The sequence below is a fragment of the Modicisalibacter sp. genome (assembly GCF_055145905.1).
In genome coordinates this window covers 1-14,631 of the sequence record NZ_JBSREH010000001.1, presented here as the reverse complement: position 1 = coordinate 14,631, position 14,631 = coordinate 1, and the positions used below count along the sequence as shown (strand labels likewise).

The 14,631-nt window shown below is 67.3% G+C and carries 13 protein-coding genes and 1 tRNA gene; 6 read left to right on the top strand and 8 right to left on the bottom strand.

Translation table 11 applies throughout. The features are described 5' to 3' along the window. Positions 1-34: 34 nt before the first annotated feature. The 4 genes from ACTCB7_RS00070 to ACTCB7_RS00055 all read right to left on the bottom strand — a co-directional run bounded on the left by ACTCB7_RS00070 (position 35) and on the right by ACTCB7_RS00055 (position 3,155). Positions 35-598, bottom strand: a complete 564-nt coding sequence (locus ACTCB7_RS00070; protein WP_463005122.1) for a TRAP transporter small permease — start codon at positions 596-598, stop codon at positions 35-37. 87 nt (positions 599-685) lie between these two features. Then, positions 686-1,684 (bottom strand): TRAP transporter substrate-binding protein, encoded by a 999-nt coding sequence (locus ACTCB7_RS00065; protein ID WP_463005121.1) that lies wholly within the window; start codon positions 1,682-1,684, stop codon positions 686-688. Positions 1,685-1,758: 74 nt separating this feature from the next. Further along, complete coding sequence (locus ACTCB7_RS00060; protein ID WP_463005120.1) at positions 1,759-2,706, bottom strand: LysR family transcriptional regulator; 948 nt, start codon at positions 2,704-2,706, stop codon at positions 1,759-1,761. Between the two features lie 11 nt (positions 2,707-2,717). Further along, complete coding sequence (locus ACTCB7_RS00055; protein WP_463005119.1) at positions 2,718-3,155, bottom strand: VOC family protein; 438 nt, start codon at positions 3,153-3,155, stop codon at positions 2,718-2,720. A gap of 229 nt (positions 3,156-3,384) precedes the next feature. Between ACTCB7_RS00055 and ACTCB7_RS00050 the strand changes: the two genes are divergently transcribed. The 4 genes from ACTCB7_RS00050 to ACTCB7_RS00035 all read left to right on the top strand — a co-directional run bounded on the left by ACTCB7_RS00050 (position 3,385) and on the right by ACTCB7_RS00035 (position 7,520). Continuing rightward, positions 3,385-4,137, top strand: a complete 753-nt coding sequence (locus tag ACTCB7_RS00050) for a 5-oxoprolinase subunit PxpA (protein WP_463005118.1) — start codon at positions 3,385-3,387, stop codon at positions 4,135-4,137. Beyond that, positions 4,134-4,838, top strand: coding sequence for a 5-oxoprolinase subunit B family protein (locus ACTCB7_RS00045; protein WP_463005117.1), 705 nt, complete (start codon positions 4,134-4,136; stop codon positions 4,836-4,838). The genes ACTCB7_RS00050 and ACTCB7_RS00045 overlap by 4 nt, the downstream gene beginning before the upstream one ends. Beyond that, positions 4,835-5,773 (top strand): 5-oxoprolinase subunit C family protein, encoded by a 939-nt coding sequence (locus ACTCB7_RS00040; RefSeq protein ID WP_463005116.1) that lies wholly within the window; start codon positions 4,835-4,837, stop codon positions 5,771-5,773. The genes ACTCB7_RS00045 and ACTCB7_RS00040 overlap by 4 nt, the downstream gene beginning before the upstream one ends. A 91-nt stretch (positions 5,774-5,864) precedes the next feature. Then, positions 5,865-7,520, top strand: a complete 1,656-nt coding sequence (locus ACTCB7_RS00035) for a multidrug ABC transporter permease/ATP-binding protein (protein WP_463005115.1) — start codon at positions 5,865-5,867, stop codon at positions 7,518-7,520. Between the two features lie 120 nt (positions 7,521-7,640). On the opposite strand, the gene ACTCB7_RS00030 is transcribed toward ACTCB7_RS00035, so the two are convergent. The 4 genes from ACTCB7_RS00030 to ACTCB7_RS00015 all read right to left on the bottom strand — a co-directional run bounded on the left by ACTCB7_RS00030 (position 7,641) and on the right by ACTCB7_RS00015 (position 13,175). Then, on the bottom strand, positions 7,641-8,237 hold the full coding sequence (locus ACTCB7_RS00030) for a PRC-barrel domain-containing protein (protein WP_463005114.1): 597 nt from the start codon (positions 8,235-8,237) through the stop codon (positions 7,641-7,643). A gap of 189 nt (positions 8,238-8,426) precedes the next feature. After that, complete coding sequence (locus ACTCB7_RS00025; RefSeq protein ID WP_463005113.1) at positions 8,427-11,372, bottom strand: cellulose binding domain-containing protein; 2,946 nt, start codon at positions 11,370-11,372, stop codon at positions 8,427-8,429. Positions 11,373-11,802: 430 nt separating this feature from the next. Continuing rightward, positions 11,803-12,543, bottom strand: a complete 741-nt coding sequence (locus ACTCB7_RS00020; protein ID WP_163650072.1) for a 4'-phosphopantetheinyl transferase family protein — start codon at positions 12,541-12,543, stop codon at positions 11,803-11,805. Beyond that, positions 12,540-13,175, bottom strand: a complete 636-nt coding sequence (locus ACTCB7_RS00015) for a hypothetical protein (RefSeq protein ID WP_163650073.1) — start codon at positions 13,173-13,175, stop codon at positions 12,540-12,542. Before ACTCB7_RS00015 ends, ACTCB7_RS00020 begins: the two co-directional genes overlap by 4 nt. Positions 13,176-13,267: 92 nt before the next feature. On the opposite strand from ACTCB7_RS00015, the gene ACTCB7_RS00010 reads away from it, so the two are divergent. Both ACTCB7_RS00010 and ACTCB7_RS00005 read left to right on the top strand, forming a co-directional pair. Continuing rightward, positions 13,268-13,343 (top strand) — tRNA-Ile (locus ACTCB7_RS00010). Between the two features lie 97 nt (positions 13,344-13,440). Continuing rightward, positions 13,441-14,502, top strand: coding sequence for a tyrosine-type recombinase/integrase (locus ACTCB7_RS00005; protein WP_163650074.1), 1,062 nt, complete (start codon positions 13,441-13,443; stop codon positions 14,500-14,502). Positions 14,503-14,631: the final 129 nt, after the last annotated feature.

Here is a 14,631-nt window from a genome sequence, read left to right as displayed (position 1 = left end):
TGGGAGCGAGCCGTGGGTGTGGTGAGGTTGCAGGCTATTCGCCGCCGACCTCTTCGTGCTGCTCGGGTGCGATGTAGTGACTCGGGGCGGTGAACGCCGTATGCAGCGTGGCGATGAGCGCTTCGATCAGCGCCAGGCACAGCAGGCCGACGCCGATGGCGAGTACGGACTGCGGAATCCACAAGGGGATGGCCAGCAGGCCGGAGGAGAGGTCGCCGTACTCCAGGCTCTCGCCGATCAGCGTGATCAAACCGCGGCCGAGGACGACGGTCAGTGCCAGGGCCACGGCCAGGCAGGCCGCCTCGACCCAGACGCGCACGGTTGCCGGCAGGCGCGAAATGACCAGCGTGACGCGGATGTGGGCATGGTGAACGAAGGTGTAGGCCAGGCTCAGGAAGGTGGCGCCGACCAGCAGGTAGGCGGCGATCTCCGAGACCCCGCCGATTTCCCAGCCGGTCCGCTCGGCACCGGCGAGCACCAGTAGCCCGTCCATGCAGCGCAGCACGACCTGGAAGGTGACCAGCCCACAGATGGCCAGCATGCAGAGCGCGGCTCCCCAGGCGCCCAGCTTGTAGAGTTTGGCAAGTCGAAACGTCATGACGAAGGCCTCGTGTCGATGGCAGACAGGACGACACGGAATGCGTCGTGCGAGGGCAAGGGCGGCGCCGGGCGCCGCCCCGGGGTATCACTCGGAGGGCTGCTGGCGCTGGCGGTAGTCGGCGACCAGCTGCTTGGCCTGCTCGCCGGCGCGTTCCTGCCAGCTCTTGAAGAGCTTGTCGCCGGCGGCCTGAAGCTGCTTCTTGAGCTCGCCCTGCGGCTTGCTGATGGTGATGCCGTGGGCCTCGAGCGCCTTGACGCTCTCGGCGCGGTCGTCGCGGCTCATCTGCCAGCCGCGGCGTTCCGCCTGCTTGGCGGCAGCGAGCACGGCCTTCTGCTCGGCATCGTCGAGCCGGTCGAAGGCCCGCTTGTTGACGAAGACGATGTTCTTGGGGAACCACAGGTTGGCGTCGCTGAAGTTCGAGACGTAGTCCCAGGCGGCCATCGACTTGCCGGTGGAGACCGAGGTGATCATGGCGTCGACGCGGCCGGTGCTGAAGGCGGTGGGGATGTCGGCTTCCTCGGTCTCGGTGGGGATGCCGCCGAGGTTCTCGACGAAGCGCTGGGTGTTGATGTTCGGCGCCCGCACGCGCAGCCCCTGGAACTGGTCGGCGTCGGTCAGCTTGAAGTCGGTGTAGATGCCCTGCGACGGCCAGGGCACGGCGTACAGGGGCATCAGTCCCTGCTCGGCGAACAGCTTGGTGATGATCGGCTTGGACGCCTGCCACAGGGCGTAGGCGTCGTCGTAGCTGTTGGCCAGGCCCGGCAGGGTGTCGACTTCGTAGATCGGCGATTCGTTGGACAGCGTGGAGAGGAAGATTTCCCCGGCCTGGACGGTGCCTCGGCGGACCGAAGGCTTGATCTCGGCATGCGAAATCAGCGAGCCGCCGCTGTGCACGGTGATGTCCAGTTCGCCATCGGTGGCCTTTCTGACGTCCTCGGCGAACTGTTTGGTGTTCTGGGTGTGAAAACTGGCATCGCCGTAGGGCGTGGCCAGGTTCCATTGATCGGCGGCGAGGGCGGATGTCGTGGCGGACAGGGCGCCGGCGGCCAGCACAACGGCCAGCGGAGACAGCGAATAGCGCATGGCAGAAACCTCATGTTGTTGTTGATAACGGTGCCGATTCATTCTTCCGGCGCCCGCGGTCGAGCGTCAAATCGTTAATTCTTATTCCCGGTATCGGCCCAGACTTTCACCTGCGGCAACGTGCTGTCATCGGCATGGTCGCGGTCGTAACGGTCGGCGCATTGTCGAGCCAGGTCGGCCACGCTGCGGCTGAAGCGGGGGTAGTTCGTGCTGCGCCAGATGACCTCGTAGATCATGGCCGGCAGCGGGCGCGGCAAGCCCAGACGCACGAGCTCGCCCCGGCGGATGCTGTCGGCGACCGTGGAGACCGGCAGCACGCCAATCCCCAATCCCTCGATGCTCATCCGCGCAATGGTCATCAGCGTGCTGGCACAGTGAATCCGGGGGGCATCCAGGCCCTGCTCGGTCAGGTAGGTGACCAGTTCCGTGTAAGGTCTGGCCTGCTTGGAAAAGGAGATGAACGGCAGGGACCCCGGCCCTTCGTTGCGCAGCCGGTCGACATGCTGGGGCGCGATGAACATGCCCATCGCGTAGGTACACAGCGGCGTCTCCTCCACGGCCAGGCCCGGCGCCGCCCCGTCCATGGCGAACAGCATGTCGAGATCGTTGTCGGCCAGGCGCTGATGGAGCTGCGGGGAAATGTCGACGGTCAGTTCCAGCGTCAGCTGCGGGTAGCGTTGGGCGAGCCGGCGCATGAACTCGGGAAACCAGCTGTTGGCAATGGTCTCGATGATGCCCAGGCGCAACGTGCCGGAAAACGTCTCCTCGTTCTGGAACAGCCGCAGGGCCTCCTCGCGGCTTTCCAGCAGGCGCTCGGCATGGGTGAAGAATTCGCGACCGCGCAGCGTGGGCTGGATGGGGCGGGCACTGCGCTCGAGCAGGGTCTCGCCGACCGCCGCCTCCAGGCGATTGATGCGATCGGAGATCGACGGCTGGGTGAGGTGCAGCCGGGCGGCCACCTTGCGGAACGAGCCCAGCCGCACGACCCAGACGAAGGCCTCGAGTTCCTTGAAGTCGACCATGCGACGCCCGGTCAGGCCTTGCTGAACAGCTGACCGTCGCGGTCCTTGAAGGCCTTGAACTCCAGGGCGTTGCCGGAGGGATCGTAGAAGAACATGGTGGCCTGCTCGCCGGGCTCGCCCTGGAAGCGCACATAGGGCTCGATCTCGAATTCGACGCCGTGGGCGCGCAGCTTGTCGGCCAGTGTCTGCCAGGCGTCCATTTCCAGCACGATGCCGAAGTGCGGCACCGGCACGCCGTGGCCGTCGACCGGGTTCTTGTGGCTGCTCTCGCGGGCGTCCTTCATCGCCGGGTTGAGATGGCAGACGAACTGGTGCCCATACAGGTCGAAGTCGACCCAGCGCTCCGAGGAGCGGCCCTCGGGGCAGCCCAGAAACTCGCCGTAGAAGCGGCGGGCTTCGTCGATATCGTGGACCTGAACGGCCAGGTGGAACGGATCGCTGACGGGCATGGTCGGCTCCTTGCTGGTGACGGGTGGGGATACGTATGTCAGGAATTCTTCCCCCGGGCGTTCCATGGCGTCAACGATTTTTGTCCTGTCCGCGGGAATGAAAAATTCCCTCGATACTCGGCATCACGAAAAACGATTGGACCCGCCCATGCCGGGATTTCTACAGTGGAAATCCCGGCATGGACGCTCCCGGCCGGGTTTCGATACAACAATCACGTGAGGACACCGCATGCCCGTCCCGCTACTCAACTGCGACATGGGGGAGAGCTTCGGCAACTGGACGATGGGGCTCGACGAGGAGGTCATGCCCTATGTGGACTGCGCCAACATCGCCTGCGGCTTCCATGCCTCCGACCCCGACATCATGCGCCGCACCGTGGCCCTGGCGGTGGCCAGCGGCGTGCGCATCGGCGCGCATCCCGCCTATCCCGACCTGCAGGGGTTCGGCCGCCGCTCGCTGGCCTGCTCGCCCGAGGAGGTCGAGGCGATGCTGCTCTACCAGATCGGCGCGCTGGACGGCCTCTGTCGCGCCGAGGGCGGCCGGGTCGCCTACGTCAAGCCCCACGGCGCACTCTACAACGACATGGCCCGCGACCCCGCACTGCTGCGCGGCGTGATGCGCGCGGTCCGCGCCTACGACCCGGCACTGCCGCTGCTGGTGATGGCCACCGCCGATCCCGCCCCGACCCGGGCGCTGGCCGAGGAGATGGGCGTCACGCTGTGGTTCGAGGCCTTCGCCGATCGTGCCTACGACGCCAACGGCCATCTGGTCTCGCGGCGGCGTCCCGGCGCCGTGCACCACGACCCGGAGGTGATCGTCGCCCAGGCGGTGACGCTGGCCCGTGGCGAGCCGCTGACCGCCGAGGACGGCAGCCAGCTGCGACTGTCCGCCGACACGCTCTGCGTGCACGGCGACAACGCCGAGTCGATCGCCGCGGTGCGTGCCATCCGCGAGGCCTTCCAGGCGCTGGAGACCGCATGACGCCGCGACTCGAGACGGTGGGCATGGACTCTCTGATCGTGCGGCTCTTCGACGCCATCGACGAGGCCAACATGCCCTGGCTGGCCGCCGCGGATAGCGCGCTGCGCAAGGCATTCGGCCCGCCGCTGATCGATCTGGTACCGTCCTATACCACGCTGCTGGTTCACTTCGATGTCACCGCGCTCACCCCGGCCGAGGCCCGGGAGCGCATCCACACGGCGCTGGCCGACCTGGCCCCGGCGTCGGCGGATCAGGGCCAACATCACGTGATCCCGGTCTGGTACGACGAGAGCGTGGGACCCGAACTGCCGCGCATCGCCGAGCGGCTGGGCACCACAGTGGCGGACGTGGTCGAGCGCCACTGCGCCCGGGATTACGGCGTCTTCGCGCTGGGGTTTGCCCCCGGCTACGGCTTCATGGGACTGGTCGAGGAGGCGCTGGCCACGCCACGGCTCAAGACGCCGCGCCAGAAGGTCGCCGCCGGCAGCGTGGGTATCGCCGATCGGCAGACCGCCGTCTATCCGCTGCGTTCGCCCGGCGGCTGGAACATTCTCGGCCGCACCGCCGTGACGCTGTTCGACCGCGATCGCGAGGGCTACAGCCTGCTGCGTCCCGGCGACCGGGTGCGCTTCGAGGCTGTCGATCGCGAGACCTTCATCGCCCAGGGCGGCGACCCGACCCCATTGGAGGAGCGTCCATGACCGCCGCGACAACACCGGGGCTGCGGGTCGAACGGGCCGGTCCCCAGGCGCTGATCCAGGATGCCGGGCGCTTCGGCGTGCGCCACCTGGGGGTGACCCAGGGCGGCGCGCTGGACTGGGTATCGCTGGGCTGGGCCAACTGGCTGCTGGGCAACCCGCCCGAGGCGCCGGGGCTGGAAATCGCCATCGGTGATCTGGAGTTGCGCATCGAAGCCGCCGCCACGCTGGCGCTGGCCGGGGCCGACCTAGGGGCGACGCTCGACGGCCGCCCGCTGGCGAACAACACCAGTTTCGCCGTCGAGGCAGGCCAGCGGCTGGCCTTCGCGGCACCGGTGCGCGGGCTGCGCGCCTATCTGGCGGTGCCGGGCGGCATCGACGCCGAGCCGGTGATGGGCAGTGTCGCCACCGTGACCCGCGAGGGGCTGGGCGGCCTGGACGGCCACGGCCGGGCGCTCGCTGCGGGCGACACCCTGGGCTGGCGAGGGCAGGGACGCGCCGATCGCGTGCTGCCCGGCGACGTGGTGCTGCCGCCCGAGGCCGAGGCGACTCTGGCGCTGGTGCCCGGCGCGCAGATCGCCCACTTCAGCGGCGACAGCGTGTTCGCCGCCTTCAACCGCGAATGGCGAGTGGATGACCGCGCCGATCGCATGGGTGTGCGCCTGCTCGGCCCCGAACTGCACTGCCGGCTGTCGGGGATGGTATCCGAGGGCATCCCGCTCGGCGCCATCCAGGTGCCGGCGGACGGCCAGCCCATCGTGCTGCTCAACGACCGCCAGACCATCGGTGGCTATCCGCGGCTGGGGGCGCTGACCCCGCTGGCCTGTGCCCGGCTGGCCCAGCTGGCACCGGGCGAGTCGCTGTGGCTGACACCGACCACGGCTGCACAGGCACGGCAGGCGTATCTGGCCTGCAGGACACGCTGGCGGGACAGATGACAACAGCGTGCCTGTTTTGCAAATGAGAATTATTCGTTGACGCGAGTGGTGTTTTCCCCAATGGTGTGCGCGTCACATCATTGGGGGTCCCATGGAGCTGCTGCGTGTCGTCTTTCGTGAGTATCGCGGGTCGTTCATCGGCGTGATGCTGCTCAGCCTGGCCAGCGCCGGGCTGGGCATCGGCATCATCGCCTTCATCAACCAGCGGCTGATCGCCGCCAGCGCCGAGGCGCTATCCGCTCTGCCGGCGTTCCTGGGGCTGCTGGCCCTGCTGCTGGGCGTGTCGCTGGCGGCCCAGCTGGCGCTGACCACGCTCGGCCATCACTTCGTGCATCGCCTGCGCGGACGCTTGATCAAGCGCATCCTCGATACCGACATCGAACGCCTCGAGGCGCTGGGCAGTGCCTCACTGCTGGCCAGCCTGGCGAGCGACGTGCGCAATGTCACCATCGCCTTCGTGCGCCTGCCGGAACTGGTCCAGGGGGTGGTTCTGTCGCTGACCGCGATCGGCTATCTCGGCTATCTCTCGGGGCCGATGCTCGCCGTCACCGGGGCCTGGATCGCCGGGACGCTGCTGGTCGGCTGGCTGCTGGTGTCGCGGGTATATGCGCATCTGCGGGCGGTGCGCGAGGCCGAGGATCGGCTCCAACAGGACTACGAGGCGGTCATCGAGGGGCGCAAGGAGCTCGCCCTCAACCGCCACCGCGCCCGCCGGCTCTACCACGAGGCCTACGATCGCGATGCCCGGCTGTATCGCCATCACGTGATTCGTGCCGATACGTTCCATCTCGGCGCCAACAACTGGGCCAACATCATGATGCTCGGTGCCATCGGCGTGGTGTTCTACCTGGCCAATGGCCTGGGCTGGGCGAACACGGCGGTCGCCGCGACCTACTCGCTGACCCTGCTGTTTCTGCGCACGCCGTTGATCCAGGCGGTGGGGGCGCTGCCCACGCTGCTCAGCGCCCAGGTAGCCTTTGAAAAGCTGGAATCGCTGGCGCTGGCCGAGCGTCGCGAGGGCTTCGACGCGCGAGAGCCGGACGCCGAGTGGCAGACCCTGGAGCTGCGCGACGTGACCTTTCGCTATCCCGACGGGGGTGCAACGCCGGGGTTCACGGTGGGGCCGATCAACCTGACCCTCCAGCGCGGCGAGCAGGTCTTCCTGATCGGCGGCAACGGCAGCGGCAAGTCGACGCTGGCCCGGCTGTTGACCGGGCTTTACCGGCCGCAGGGTGGCGAGATCCGCCTCGACGGCGTGGCCGTGACGGCGTCGCAGTGGACGGCCTACCGCCAGCGCTTCGCCAGCGTCTTCACCGACTTCCATCTGTTTGACCGGCTGCTGGGGCCGGAAGGCAACGCGGCGGACCCCGAGTTGCTCGATGCCTGGCTCGACCGGCTGGGCATGCGCGAGAAGCTGGCGTTCGTCGACCAGCGCGTGACCTCCACCCGGCTCTCGCAGGGCCAGCGCAAGCGACTGGCGCTGCTGCTGGCAGTCTGCGAGCAACGCCAGATCCTGCTGCTCGACGAATGGGCCGCCGATCAGGATCCGCAGTTTCGTCGCGTGTTCTACCGGGACCTGCTGCCGGCCCTGCGCGCGCAGGGGCTCACGGTGTTCGCGATCAGCCACGACGACAGCTACTTCGGGCATGCCGATCGCCTGCTGGAAATGCGCGAGGGCCGGCTCGTCGAGCTTACCGGTGCCCAGCGCGAGAAGGCCGGTCGGGATGCGCTCGCTCGCCTGACGTGACCGTCTCTCACCGGCGAGGCCTGCGGACACGAAAAGGCCCGGTCGGTGGCCGGGCCCGGTGCTTCTCTATGAGCTGCTTGTTTGCTCCGTTTTCTAGAGCAGAAGCAGGTCGGCGAGCGTTTACTGCGTCTTGTCGCCGTCCATGTTGTCCGCGGTGTCCTCGGCAGCCTGCTGGGTCTTCTCGCCGGCCGTGTCGAGTGCCTGGCCGGCATTGGTCAGCGCCGAGGCGGTGGCCGACTTGGTGCTCTGCCAGGCGCTCTGGGCAGTTTGCTTGGTGTTTTCCCAGGCGTTGGCGGTGGCCTGTTTGGTCTGGGTCCACCAGTCGTTGGTGTACTCGGGCTGCTGGGTGATCTCCTTCTCGGTCATGTCGACGTGGACCTTGTAGGCGATGTTCTCGAGATCATTGCCGTTGACGGTCTCGACGGTGAAGTCTCCGGTCTCGATCACGTACTGCTTGGCGCCCAGGTCGAGCAGGTTGCCGGTGTCGATCACCAGCGCACGCACCTGCATGTTGTCGTCGAGCAGCACATCCTCGACGTCACCGATGTCCTCGGACGGGTTACTCTTGCTGTAGACCTCGGCATCGGTCAGTTCGTCGGCGGAATACAGGCCCTGCGGGGCGGCCATGGCACTGGTGCCCAGCGTCAGGCCGCCGGCGATCAGGGCGGCGAGAAGGGCTTTGCCAGCAGGCTGGGTAAAAGTCGGGCGCATATCCATGTGTCGCTCCTTGTGCAAAATCCGTTTCTGTGGGGTCACCCCATTCCCGAGGTGGCGAGCGGGCCGGTGCTCGGTGTGGCGACCGGAGCCGTCCCGGCTCCGGTGCCGTGTTACCGCGTCGCCCCTTCACCATAGGAAGTGAGTGACGAATTTCAACCGCTCGGCCACATTCTCGTTACAGACTCCCCGTTACAGAATCAGCCCCTGGTCGTCCTGACAGCCGCCGATTCCGGTCAGTTCGATGGCCAGATCCGCCACGCCGTCGCCGTTGACGTCGCCCCGCAGCATGCCGTCGGCCAGGCGCAGCTCGCCGGCCTGGCCGGTGAAGCTGTCGGTGCCGCGCCAGATGAAACCCTGATCACCGTCCTGTGCCGGGTCGGCATCGATGGCGGACAGGTCGATGACGTCCCCCTGGGAAGGCAGAAAGTCGAGGATGCGGTCCGGCGCCTCCGGGTTCGAGGCCTGCGTGGCCCGGAAGGCGAAAGTGTCGGCGCCGTCGGTGCCGACCCATTCGTCGCCGCCTGCCGTGGTCGCCAGCGTAGCCGTGGCCGTGCCGTCGACATCCAGCTGTGTCGGCAGTGACTTGGCCGCGTCGTAGGTCTTGTAGCTGAAGCGCCAGGTCTCGCCGGGGGCCAGGCTGAGCGGGGTATCGTCGGTAACGACGTAATGGCCGCTGCCGTCCGTGTCGACGACCTGGGCGTTCCACAGCGCGCTCAAGCCGCTGGGCAGGTCGAAGCCCAGGGAGATGTCGTCGAGCGTGGCATCGCTGGTGTTCTCGACGATGACCTCGCCGACGTAGCCGCTCGACCATTCGCTCTTGATCTGTGTGGTAACGCGGGTCAGGGCGTCGGCATCCACCGTGCCCACCGCCGTGGTGGCGAAGAGGCCGGTGTCGTCCAGCGTGACGGCCTGGCCACCGAGGGTCAGGGATTCCGGCAGCTCCGACTCGTCGGCATAGGCCTTGAACGAGAAGCTCAGGCTGTCGCCGGCGGCCAGCATGCCATCCCCGTCCGGGGTCACCGTGTAGTGGCCCGCGTCCTGGCTCGTCAGGGTGGCGCTATACAGTTGGGTCAGGTCGGCGTTCAGGTCGAAGGCGACGTCCGAGGCGTCGACGGCGTGGTCGCCGTGGTTGCTCAGGGTGACTCGCATGACATAGCCGCTCGACCAGCGGCTGACCGGCGTCAGGGTGTAGCTCAATGCCTCGCTGCCGGTGTCGGTGACCGTCGTGCCGGTCTGCAGCGCGTCACCACCGGTCAGCGTCAGGGACGAGGAGAGATCGACCGTGGTATCGCCGTCGCCCAGAATCGTTTCCGCCGAGGGCACCTGAAAGACCTCGCCCTGGCGCACTTCGCCGGTGCGCAGATCGAGGATCCGGCCGTCGGCGAAGTGGGCTTCTTCCATGTCGATCAGGGTGTCGTCGTCGCCGGGGCCGTCCAGGTACCAGCGGCCGTTGCCGAGATTGGCGATGTGGTAGTCGCCGAATGCCTGATCGAAGAGGGCGATGTCGAAGCCGTCGCCGCCGTCGAGGACGTCGTCGCCCCAGCCGTCGCCGCCGCGCAGGATGTCGTCGCCGGCGCCGCCATACAGGTGATCGTGCCCGAGAGCGCCATCCAGATAGACCCCCTCGTCGGTGCCGTGGATGGTGTCGTCGCGACGCGAGCCGATCACGTAGTCGAAGGTCACGGTGTTGGCGTCGCCGTCGGTCGGGGCGCCGAAGCTCTCGCCGTCGTTGACCCACAGCGTGGTCGAGATCTCGTCATGGTCGGCATCGCGCAGCGACTGCTCGACGTGCACCGTGTTGTCGTGGTCGCGGCCGCCGTGGAAGTTGATGTCGCGATCGGTGAGCGCGACGTTGATGGCGTTGCCCACCGAGGAACTCCAGGAGGCGAACAGTACGCCATGACGCATGCCCAGGCTGGTCAGGTCGTCGTACTGGCCGTCGTAGCTCTCGCGCAGCTCGAACCCGTAGCCGTTGCCGCCGCCACCCTTGTTGAAGCTGCCCTGGGCGCTCAGGCTGCCGGCGCTCATGTCGAGAGAGCGGGTGAACTCGAAGGCGGTCGAAGGGCCGTTGGTCACCGCCACGTCGTGGATCTCGGCGCCGACCGTGGCGTCGAACTCGATGGCGTGGTAGCGCAGCAGGTCCGTACGCTGGTTGACGAAGTCGCCGGCGTCGGGCTCGCCGAGGGTGAAATTCACACCGAAGCCGGACAGCGAGACGTTGTCGAGGGCGTCGATGCGCTCGACGTGGGTGTCGCCGGCGGCGAAGTTGAAGTGAACGCCGCGGTCGAGGGTGACGGTGTCGCCATCCACGGCGACCACCCGGGCCATGCTGGTGCGCAGCGGCGAATCGGTCTCGCGCCACTGGCTGTCACCGATGGCATCGAGGAAGGCGGCATCGTTGTTCTGGTAGAGACGAATCGTGTCGCCCGCCGCCAGGCCGTGGCCGTCGCCGAGCACCAGGGTGTCGCTGCCTTCGCCGACGGCGTCCTGCAGGGTGCCGACGGCCACGGCATCGCCGCCCTGGACGCGGATCGCCTGGCTCGCGCCGTCGGCCAGCGCCGCCTCGCTGAAGAGGAAGCGGGTCTCGGCCGAGCCGGCACCCACCAGCGACAGGTCGCTGCGCTCGATGGCCAGCGCCGCGTCGAAATGATACTCGCCGGCGGCGAAGTGGATGCTGGCGCCGTCGGGCGCGTTGTCGATCAGCGTCTGCAGCTGGTCGGCAGTGATGTTCGTGTCGACGCTGGACACGCCGTCGACGAAGGCATAGGCCTCGGGCAGGTCGGCCAGCGGGTCGACGGGGGTGACGAGCGCGGCGGCGGCATCGGTCAAGTCCGGCGTCTCGCCGTTGACGGTGAAACCGGCCGGGAACTCGGTGCCGTCACCGACCACCTTGATCTTGAAGCGGGCGGTTTCGCCGGGCGCGATGTCGTTCTTGGCATCGTCGTCGCCGATTTCGTAGTAGCCGGCGTCGGCGGTCAGCAGGCTGCCGCCCCAGACGTCGCTGAGCGTGCCGCGGGTCGTGAAGCCGATCCGGTAGTCCGTGATCGGGTCGCTGCCCAGGTTGGTGATGAAGACTTCCATGACGTAACCGCCATTCCATTGGCTGCCGAGAGTCAGGTCGATGAGTGAGCGCAAGGTGACCACCTGTTCGAAATCAAGGGTTCGACAAACCGCCGGCGGCCCTGGGGTCGTCGCGCGGAATCGGGGTGTGGTTACCGGTGAGGTGCTGTCGCTGGCGCCGTGATGGCGGAGAAGAAGCAGCGGCAGTGGGGCGGTCAGTCGCCCGGAGGGAACGTCCGTGGAATGCTTACCTCGCAACCGAATGGGTTATCGGCGCGCCGGCGAGATTTTTTAGTGAACTTTGGTATTCATTCTTTGCAGTCTGTTGTGCGCGGGTGAGTGCCTGCCGCTTGCGCAGTCTCCACGGCAAGCAGGTCGGCGGCGCTGGCGAGGCGCCATTTCCCGCGAGCGTGATTACGCTGACGGGAGGAGCGGGCAGGGCGCCTGGCACGGGTCGACATGATGGCCAGCCTTGACCTGGCGCTACTGAGAGGCCCCGTGGTGATCAGCCGGTCGCCGCCGGCACCGCGATCAGGCTCACCAGGCAGGCGTCGACCTGGCCGACCTGGCCGGTCAGGCGCCGCCCGGCGGACCAGGCGGGCGACAGCGTGCGGTCGAGTTCCAGGGTGGTGGCATCCAGCGGGTCGTGCGCATCGGCGACGAGGTGGGCATCCTGGAAGTAGAAGCGCACCCCGGTGAGCGGAAACAGCGCCTTGAACAGGCTTTCCTTGAGCGAGAAAACCCGGGTGGCGAAGACGCCGCGGACGTCGCGGGGCAGGGCATCCATGAGGGCCTGTTCCCCCGGAGTGAGGATCTGCCGGGCCAGCCGCTCGGCGCGTGCGACGGGCAATATCGCTTCGGCATCCACGCCCAGCCCCTGCCAGCGTTCGGCGCAGGCCACCACGCCGGCGGCGAGACGGCCGCTGTGGGTGATCGAGCCGACGATACCGGCGGGCCATAGTGGCGCCCGGCTGGGGGCAATGCCGGGCACCGCCGGGGTGCCGGTGAGCATGGCCAGGGCGGCGCGGGCGGCCAGGCGACCGCCCAGATACTCGAGCTGGCGCTTGGGTGCCGCTCGGTGCACGGATTCCGGGGGTGTGACCGGTACCGCTTCCCAGGCCCCGCCGTCGAAGGCATGGCGATCCAGGGCGATGCCGCGCCAGATGACCCCCGCCAGCGGCGCGGGCCAGGGCCAGTCGACATGCCAGGGGCCGAGACCCTGGGGGAGCGACTCGCCGAGGCTCATGGGCCGGCGGGCGCGTCCACCAGAACGGCGTCGAGGGCGACGGGCACCGCGTCGTCGATGCGCTGGTAGCCGAGCATCTGCAGTACCAGCCGGGCGACGCTGTTGTCCATCAGCGCCTGACCGTCCAGCGTCACCGGCTCGGCATTGGTGAGCCGGATACGGTCCCGGCTCTTGCGGGTGAAATGCACCGGCAGGCTCTCGCGGCGCGGCTCGCCGTTGCCGTCGATGCGCAGCGTGAGCGTGTCGGTCAGCGACTCGCCGACCTTCAGGGCGTCCAGGCGCTGCGGATCGAACTCGGTGACCACGGTGACCAGCGGGGTGGTCGCCATCTCCTGAAGCCACGCCGGCAACGGACCGATGCGCTTCATGACATCGGTCTGCGACAGACGCAGCGGCAGGCGCAGGGTACCGTCCGTGCCGAGCGTGCCCTGCAGATGGTCGATGTGATGGGTATGCGGCTGCCTGCCCTCGGCGGTGATCTCGGTCAGCGTCGCGGTCACCCGGGATTCGGGCGCCAGCAGTTGCCAGGCTGCCTGCACGGGCGATGCCGCCAGCAGCAGGCCGGCGACGCCGGCCGCCACCCACCCGCGGCGGGATCGTGCGGAACACGGTTGATCGAAGCGGACGTCCATGCCGAAGCCTCCTGAACAGGTAAGGGCCGAGAATACCAGCGGGGCGCTGGTCTCAGCCATTGGCATTCGCTATCATACGCCGCGCGTTTGCCGGGCCTATAGCTCAGCGGTTAGAGCAGGGGACTCATAATCCCTTGGTCGCAGGTTCGAATCCTGCTGGGCCCACCAGTAAAATCAGCATCTTACGAGTCTGGCTTGGTGAGTCCCATAGTCCAAGGGTACAGTTTCGGTACAGTGCCGATCCTTCAGCCCCCTGGAGATTTTCATGGCCACCATCGTCAAGACCCCCTCTGGTAGCTGGAAGGCCGTCATCCGCAAGACCGGCTGGCCCACTACCGCCAAGACCTTTCGTACCAAACGTGACGCCCAGGACTGGAGCCGCCGCACCGAAGATGAAATGGTGCGTGGCGTCTATATCCAGCGCAGCGCCTCGGAGCGCATGACGCTCGAAGCCGCGCTCAAGCGTTATCTGGCCGATGTCACTCCCACCAAGAAGCCCAGTACCCGGAAGAGCGAGCGCCACAAGGCAAGCACGCTGACCCAGCACCTTGGCAAGTATTCCCTCGCGGCCCTGACGCCGGAACTGATCGCCAACTACCGCGACACGCGGCTCAACAGCCTGGGACGCCGCGGGAAGCCCATCAGCCCCAATACCGTGCGCCTGGAGCTCGCCCTGCTTGGCCACCTCTACACCGTGGCCATCCAGGAATGGGGCCTGGGCCTGACCTACAACCCCGTCCAGAATATCCGCAAGCCCAGCCCGGGAGAGGGGCGTGACCGGCGCCTGAGTGTCGACGAGGAGAAGCGACTATTCGCCGTGCTGCGACAGCACAGCAACCCCATGCTGCCCTGGATCGCCAGAATCGCCCTGGAGACGGGCATGCGCTCGTCGGAGATCCTGACCCTTACTCGCTCACAGGTCGACGTGAAACGCCGCGTGGTGCGCCTCACGGACACCAAGAACAACGAAGCCCGCCTGGTGCCGCTGACCCAAGCCGCCGCCGAGGTTTTCAAGCAGGCGCTGAACAACCCTGTGCGCCCGCTTGACTGTGACCTGGTGTTCTTCGGTGAGCCTGGAAAGGACGGCAAGCGCGGCCCCTATGCCTACACCAAGCTCTGGAACCAGGCGAAGAAGCAAGCAGGGCTCGATGACTTTCGCTTTCACGACCTACGCCATGAGGCCGTCAGTCGGTTGGTGGAAGCTGGGCTATCCGATCAGGAAGTCGCCGCGATCAGTGGCCACAAGTCCATGCAGATGCTGCGGCGGTATACCCATCTGCGAGCTGAGGACTTGGTCTCGAAACTGGACAGGCTGGTGGAAGAGTGAGATGCCACTACCTGAGAAGCGCTGACGATTTCCTGAATCCGTGATGCCGGCGTCGACACTTTCCCTATCGCCGTCAGCGAGCATTTTTTGACCTCCGATTCCGTCTCAACCGCCGAATGCATCTCTGCC

Coding starts and splice junctions, on each gene's coding strand:
- ACTCB7_RS00020 (WP_163650072.1), bottom strand. CDS start 12,543: ATGAGCCTCGGCGAGTCGCTCCCCCAGGGTCTCGGCCCCTGGCATGTC.
- ACTCB7_RS00005 (WP_163650074.1), top strand. CDS start 13,441: ATGGCCACCATCGTCAAGACCCCCTCTGGTAGCTGGAAGGCCGTCATC.
- ACTCB7_RS00070 (WP_463005122.1), bottom strand. CDS start 598: ATGACGTTTCGACTTGCCAAACTCTACAAGCTGGGCGCCTGGGGAGCC.
- ACTCB7_RS00060 (WP_463005120.1), bottom strand. CDS start 2,706: ATGGTCGACTTCAAGGAACTCGAGGCCTTCGTCTGGGTCGTGCGGCTG.
- ACTCB7_RS00050 (WP_463005118.1), top strand. CDS start 3,385: ATGCCCGTCCCGCTACTCAACTGCGACATGGGGGAGAGCTTCGGCAAC.
- ACTCB7_RS00055 (WP_463005119.1), bottom strand. CDS start 3,155: ATGCCCGTCAGCGATCCGTTCCACCTGGCCGTTCAGGTCCACGATATC.
- ACTCB7_RS00035 (WP_463005115.1), top strand. CDS start 5,865: ATGGAGCTGCTGCGTGTCGTCTTTCGTGAGTATCGCGGGTCGTTCATC.
- ACTCB7_RS00065 (WP_463005121.1), bottom strand. CDS start 1,684: ATGCGCTATTCGCTGTCTCCGCTGGCCGTTGTGCTGGCCGCCGGCGCC.
- ACTCB7_RS00040 (WP_463005116.1), top strand. CDS start 4,835: ATGACCGCCGCGACAACACCGGGGCTGCGGGTCGAACGGGCCGGTCCC.
- ACTCB7_RS00015 (WP_163650073.1), bottom strand. CDS start 13,175: ATGGACGTCCGCTTCGATCAACCGTGTTCCGCACGATCCCGCCGCGGG.
- ACTCB7_RS00045 (WP_463005117.1), top strand. CDS start 4,134: ATGACGCCGCGACTCGAGACGGTGGGCATGGACTCTCTGATCGTGCGG.
- ACTCB7_RS00030 (WP_463005114.1), bottom strand. CDS start 8,237: ATGGATATGCGCCCGACTTTTACCCAGCCTGCTGGCAAAGCCCTTCTC.